At 63.3% G+C, this 6,422-nt stretch carries 4 protein-coding genes and 1 pseudogene; 2 read left to right on the top strand and 3 right to left on the bottom strand.

Features of this window, described 5'->3' with window-relative positions; all coding sequences use genetic code 11:
- Both EN932_RS25755 and EN932_RS25750 read left to right on the top strand, forming a co-directional pair.
- The coding region (locus EN932_RS25755) for an ABC transporter ATP-binding protein (protein ID WP_164890619.1) at nucleotides 1–1,605 on the top strand (1,605 nt) is incomplete at its 5' end.
- Nucleotides 1,605–3,498, top strand: a pseudogene (locus tag EN932_RS25750) (ABC transporter ATP-binding protein). The gene EN932_RS25755 and the pseudogene EN932_RS25750, both read left to right, overlap by 1 nt.
- A gap of 26 nt (nucleotides 3,499–3,524) precedes the next feature.
- On the opposite strand, the gene EN932_RS25745 reads toward EN932_RS25750, so the two are convergent.
- From EN932_RS25745 to EN932_RS25735, 3 genes are all read right to left on the bottom strand, one after another.
- Nucleotides 3,525–4,304 carry an ABC transporter ATP-binding protein gene (locus EN932_RS25745; RefSeq protein WP_027160902.1) on the bottom strand — a complete coding sequence of 260 codons (780 nt, stop codon included), beginning with the start codon at nucleotides 4,302–4,304 and terminating at the stop codon, nucleotides 3,525–3,527.
- A gap of 10 nt (nucleotides 4,305–4,314) precedes the next feature.
- Nucleotides 4,315–5,082: an ABC transporter permease gene (locus EN932_RS25740; protein ID WP_027160903.1), complete on the bottom strand. Its 768-nt coding sequence runs from the start codon at nucleotides 5,080–5,082 to the stop codon at nucleotides 4,315–4,317.
- Between the two features lie 109 nt (nucleotides 5,083–5,191).
- Nucleotides 5,192–6,202: an ABC transporter substrate-binding protein gene (locus EN932_RS25735; protein ID WP_164745972.1), complete on the bottom strand. Its 1,011-nt coding sequence runs from the start codon at nucleotides 6,200–6,202 to the stop codon at nucleotides 5,192–5,194.
- Nucleotides 6,203–6,422 lie beyond the last annotated feature (220 nt).

Here is a 6,422-nt window from a genome sequence, read left to right as displayed (position 1 = left end):
GAACAGGCGCTGTGGAACACGGCGCTGACGCTGCTCGTCGTCTCGATCCTGCGCGGCCTCTTCACCATGGCGCAGAACTACTATGGCGAGGCCGTCGGTCATCGCACCGGCTATGAACTGCGGCTGGCCTTCTACGAGAAGGTCCAGCGCCTGAGCTTCGCCTACCACGACAGGGTCCACACCGGCGATTTGATCACGCTCGGCCTGCTCGATCTCGACGGCGTGCGCATGTTCTTCTCCACCGGCATTTTGCGTGTGGTGCTGCTCGGCGTGCTGATCGGCGTCGGCGCCTATCTCCTGATCAGCACCGATCTCATGCTCGGGCTGCTCAGCCTGAGCTTCGTGCCGTTCGTTGCCTGGCGGTCCTCGGTCACCCAGCTCAAACTGCGCAGCACCTGGCTGACGTTGCAGGAGCGGCTGTCTGTGCTGAGCCGGGTGATGGATGAGAACCTCGGCGGCATCCGCGTCGTGCGGGCCTTTGCGGCACAGCGGCATGAGCTGGAAAAATTCGACCGCGCCAAGCGCGATGCGCTGGACCTCGCCAATCAGCGCGTCGACATCCGCGTCTCCAACACCAGCGCCATGAATTTTTCCTTCCTGGCCGCCATGGGGCTGGTGCTCTGGTTCGGCGGCCAGAAGGTGATCGCGGGTCAGATCAGCGTCGGCACGCTCGCCCAGTTCCTTACCTTCATGACCATCCTGCAGATGCCGGTGCGCCAGCTCGGGCTGATGGTCAATTCCTTCGCGCGCGCCTCGACCTGCGGCAGCCGGCTATTCGAACTGCTCGACGCCGAACTCGACATCGAGGACGCGCCCGGCGCCAAGGATCTCGTCGTCACCGATGGCGTGCTGCGCTTCGACAATGTCGGCTTCCGCTACGAGGGCGCGGGCGACCGGCCGACTCTGTCGGGCATCTCCTTCGAGGCGAGGTCCGGCGAGACCATCGGCATCGTCGGCCCGCCAGGCAGCGGCAAGTCGACCATCGCGCACCTGATCCCGCGCTTCTACGACGTCACCTCAGGCGCGATAACCATCGACGGCCAGGACATCCGCAAGGTGACGCTGCAATCGTTGCGCAAGGCGGTCGGCGTCGTGCAGCAGGACGCGTTCCTGTTCACCACCTCGATCGAGAACAACATCGCCTACGGCAATCCCTGGGCGCGCGAGACCCGCATCGGGCAGGCAGCCGAGTACGCCCAATTGCACAATTACATCATGGGCCTCCCAGCCGGTTACACCACAGTCGTCGGCGAGCGCGGCGCGTCGCTTTCCGGTGGCCAGCGGCAGCGCCTGACCATCGCCCGCAGCCTGATGCTGCGGCCGTCCGTGCTGGTCTTCGACGATTCCACCGCGGCCATCGACGCCGGCACCGAACAGCGTATCCGGGCAGCGATGAAACGCTTCGCCAGGGATCGCGTGACACTCATCATCTCGCACCGGCTGAGTTCGCTGATGCATGCCGACCAGATCCTGTTCGTCGAGGGCGGCCGGATCGTCGAGCGCGGCACGCATGAGGAGTTGCTGGCGCTCGGTGGACGCTACCGCGCGCTCCATGACCTGCAGTTGCGGCCGGACGATGAGCGGCCCGTGGCGGGAGCCGCGTGATGCAGACACCGGCCGACGACGAGAAGGAAGACACCAGCGGGCCACCGACAAAGGCGGTCGTGGGCTCGCACCGCGACGACGAAGAGGTCTTCGGCAAAGCTTATGACCCGCGCATCGTGCGGCGTATCTGGAGCTTCGTGAGGCCTTATCAGAACCGGATTTTCATCTCAGTCGCCGCGGTGCTGGTGTTCACGCTGACGCAACTGGCGATCCCGCTGGTCATCCGCTACGCCATCGACCACGGCATGACGGCTGGCAAGCTCGACCAATCGGTGATGATCGCCGCGATCAGCGCTTTCGCCGTGATCATCCTGATCAACTATGCTGCCAGCTATGTGCAGGAAAGCGTCGTCGGCAAGGTGGCCGAAAACGTGCTGTCGGACCTGCGCCGCGCCATGTTCAGCCATCTGCAACGGGTCTCGCTGAGCTTCATGGACAAGACCGAGGTCGGGCGGCTGATGTCGCGCCTGCAGGGCGACGTCAAATTCGATGCAGGAATTCCTCGAAACATCGGTGATGTCGGTAGGCGACATCGTGCTGTTGTTCGGCATTGTCAGCGTGCTTTTGTGGCTCGATTTCCGGCTGGGCCTGCTGACGCTGTCGACCATGCCGGTGCTGTTCATCGTGCGCCTTTTCTGGCTGCCGCGCGCCAAGGTCGCCTTCATGGCCGCGCACGAAACCAACTCGATCGCCAACGGCGCACTGGCCGAAGGCATCCATGGCGTGCGCACGGTGCAGAGCCTCGAGCGCCAGCACGTCAATTTCGACCTCTACGACGAAAAGGTGCTGGCCAACCTCAATGCCCATTTGAGGTCGGCGAAATACGCGCAGGTAATGGTGCCGATCGTCGACACGCTGACCGGCATCGCCATGGCAACTGTCATCGTCGTCGGCGGGTCGATGGTGCTCTCGCACAGCCTCGACATCGGCGTCATGGTGGCGTTCCTGTTCTACATCCAGCGCTTCTTCGACCCGATCCGCTCGCTGACCATGCAGTACAGCGTCATGCAGCGCGCCATGGCTTCGGGCCAGCGCATCTCCGAAGTGCTCGACGTACCGGTCGACGTCAGCGACAGGCAAGGTGCGGTGGCGCTGTCGCGCGACATGGACGGCTCGGTCGAGTTCAGGAACGTCACTTTCGGTTATAGGCCGAACCAGCCGGTGCTGAAGAACATCTCCTTCCGCGTCAATCCGGGCGAGACCGTGGCCCTGGTCGGTCCGACCGGATCGGGCAAGTCGAGCTCGATGGCGCTGGTGCACCGCTTCTACGATGTCTGGTCGGGTGAGGTTCTGGTCGGCGGCCATGATGTGCGTGACCTGACCCAGGATTCGCTCGGCGATCAGGTCGCGATGGTGCTGCAGGAGCCGTTCCTGTTTTCCGGCTCGGTGCTGGAAAACATCCGCTACCACAAGACATCAGCCAGCCGCGAGGAGGTGGTCCGAGCCGCACAAGCCGTCGGCGCGCACGATTTCATCGAGAACCTGCCAGATGGCTACGATACCGAACTCGAGCAGCGCGGCGGCAATCTCTCGCTGGGCCAGCGCCAGCTGATCAGCTTCGCGCGCGCGCTGGTGGCGGATGCAAAGATCCTGGTGCTCGACGAAGCCACGGCCAGCATCGATTCCTACACCGAGATGCTGATCCAGAAGGCGCTGATCACGCTGCTGGAAGGCCGCACCGGGCTGGTCATCGCCCACCGTCTGGCCACTATCCGCGGCGCCGACCGCATCATCGTGCTGCAGAACGGCGAGATCGTCGAAAGCGGCAACCACGAACAGCTGATGGCAAGAAAAGGCCTCTACGCCCGCCTCTACAACATGAACTACGCCTCGTTCGACGACATTTCCGAAGGCGAGCTGGAACTGGACGCGGCAGTCGGCAAGGCGACGTGATTGGACCTGCAAACGACCGCAGGCGCCTAGGCCATTTCCGGGCGTCTTGACCCCTCGCGGATGGCCTTGTGCACGCCGCGTTGCAGATCCATGAATACAGGGCTTTCCATCACCTCTTCGCGGCGCGGGCGCTCGATATCCACGTTGAATGTCTGCGTGATACGTCCCGGGCCGATGCCCATGACGACGATGCGGTCCGACAGATAGACGGCCTCCTCCACATCATGGGTGACAAACAGGACGGTCAACCTGTGTTCCTCCCAGATCTGGGTCAGCAATTCCTGCATCTGATGCCGGGTCAAGGCATCGAGCGCGCCGAAGGGCTCGTCCATCAACAGCATCTTGGGCCGGTAGGAAAGCGCGCGCGCAATGGCGACGCGTTGTTTCATGCCGCCCGAGAGTTCGGCCGGATAGCGGTCCGCACTACCAGACAGCTTGACGAGTTCGAGATGCTCCAGCGCGATCCTGCGGCAGGTCGGGCGATCGTAACCAGCGGCCTTGAGGGCAAACTCGATGTTCTGCCGCGCCGTCAGCCAGGGAAGCAGCGTGTAGGACTGAAAGACGACGCCACGGTCGAGACCAGGCTGCAGGATCGGCGCGCCATCGATGCTGAGATCGCCCGCGTCGAAGTCCTGCAGTCCGGCCACGATCGACAGCAGCGTGCTCTTGCCGCAGCCCGACGTGCCGACCAGGGAGACGAACTCGTTGTCGGCAAGATCGAGGTTGATATCGCGCAGTACTTCCGTGCGCCGCTCGCCCGTGCCGAAGCTCTTGTGGAGACCGGCGATCCGCAATTTGGGGCTCATCGGCTGGACCTCATTGCGAGCGGCCCTCTTGCTTGAACAGCACCTTTTCCAGCGCCTTCATCACCTGGTCGGTGATGAGGCCGAGCAGGCCGAGCAGCAGGATGTAGCCGATGATGGTGTTGGTCTGGAAATAGCGCTGGGACACGGTGATGCGATAACCGAGCCCCGAAGTGGCGGCGACGAGTTCGGCCAGCACCAGCCAGGTCCATGCCCAGCCCAGGCTGATGCGCAGCGTATCCCAGATGCCCGGCAAGGCACTGGGCACGACGATGCGCGTCAGGATCTTGCGATCCGGCAGGCCTAGCGTGCGCCCAAGGCCGATGAAATCGGCTGGAACCCGTTTTACATTGTCCATGATCATCAGCACCTGCTGGAAGAACGTGCCGATAAAGATGATCAGGAATTTCTGCGAATCGCCGGTGCCGGCCCACAGGATGGAGAGCGGCACGAAAGCGACGACCGGCATGTAGCGGATGAAATCCACCAGCGGCTCGATGGCCGCTTCCCAGGAACGGAAACTGCCGATCAGCACGCCGATCGGTATCGACAGGGCCGAGGCGATGAGGAAGCCGATGGAGATACGGTACATCGAGGCTTTGAGGTCCAGCCACAACGTGCCGTCGGCCGCGAGCTTGGCGATCTGCATAGCGACGCTGCCCGGCGATGGCAGGAAGATCGGCTTTACCAACCCCAGTCCGGTCGCCGCCCACCAGGCAAGGCCGAGCCCGACGAACACGGCCACCGCGATCACCAGGAAGCGCGACCTGGCGATGGGCACGCCGATGCCGGAGGATCGGCGACGCCTCGCCTGTTTCGTGGGACGAGCCGGATCCGTTTGAGCGGGACGCTCCCCGGGCATCTGCGTCACCACCGCGATCCGGCCTTGGTCATTCCGCCGCCTTGACGAATGACGGGTCGATCATCTGCTCCGGCGTCACATCGGCCTGCAGCAGCTTGGCGTTCTTGGCGGCGGCTTCGACATCGGCGAAGGTCTTGGTGGTGAAATCACCGGTCAGCGCCGCCTTGTTTTCGGCGAGTGAGTAGTAACGCACGCCGTCAAAGGCGGTGTTGAGGTCCTTGACGTCCGAACCGACAGCCTTGGCGATGATGGCGCGCCCACCGGGCGTATCGGCATTGTAGTCCTTGAGCGCTGCGTCCCAGCTCTTGATCATGGCCAGCACTTGGCCGGGCCGCGACTTGATCACCTCGTCACGCACCACCAGCACGTCGCTGATCAGGCCGGGATCCTCGCCGGCGGTGAACAGCAGCTTGAGGTCCTTGTTCTGCGCCATGGCGACGGTGAGGTACGGTTCATACGTCACCGCGACCGGCACCTGGCCGGCGATCAAGGCGCTGCCGGCGTCGGACGCAGGCATCGGAACCGGTTTCACATCGTCGATCGACATGCCGTTCCTGGTGAGCGCGTATTTGAGCAGGATGTCGCTCGTCGTGCCTTCCTCGAAGGCCACCTGCTTGCCCTTGAGGTCTGCGATGGAGGTGACGTCCTTGCCGGCGATGATCGCGTCGGCGGTCATGGAGACGTCGAGCAGCAGCACGATCTTCACCGGCAGGCCGGCCGCAACCATGCCCATCGCCGTGTGGGTGGCGATGTTGGCGGCGTCGAGCTGGCCGCTTGCAAGTGCTGCATTGATGTCCTTGTCCTCGGCGAAGTTGACGATCTGGACGTCGCTCAGCCCGTTCGTCTTGAACAAGCCCTTGGCCTCGGCGACATGCCACTGGCCATAGCCGAGCCAGGGCTCGATGCCGATCTTGAACGCTCCTGCCTCGGGCGTGGTGGGAATGGCCGCATCGGCCGCGTAGGCCGCCGGGGCGGCGGCGAGCCCGATGGCGGCGGCCATCACGAGCGCGCGAAATTGTCCTGTTAGGTTACGCATCATCCTTGTTCCCCTTGATGATCGGACCGCTTTTTCTGACTGAGGTAGCCGGTCCGGTGAGACTGCGGGTTTCTGCTCTTGCGGCACTGTGCCTCGGCGTCTTACCTGCCACTTCATGGTGAAGTGCGCGGATATTTCAGCGTCAGCGGGAGCGGATGTCAAGACTAAAATACATACATGCATATACAAGTTGGAAAGACTCAATTTTTACGCTCTCCGGGAT

The sequence above is a fragment of the Mesorhizobium sp. M7A.F.Ca.US.002.01.1.1 genome, from assembly GCF_004022955.1.
Classification (GTDB): domain Bacteria; phylum Pseudomonadota; class Alphaproteobacteria; order Rhizobiales; family Rhizobiaceae; genus Mesorhizobium; species Mesorhizobium ciceri.
Note: the sequence above shows the minus strand (reverse complement) of the source record. Positions and strands in the feature narration are given on the sequence as shown.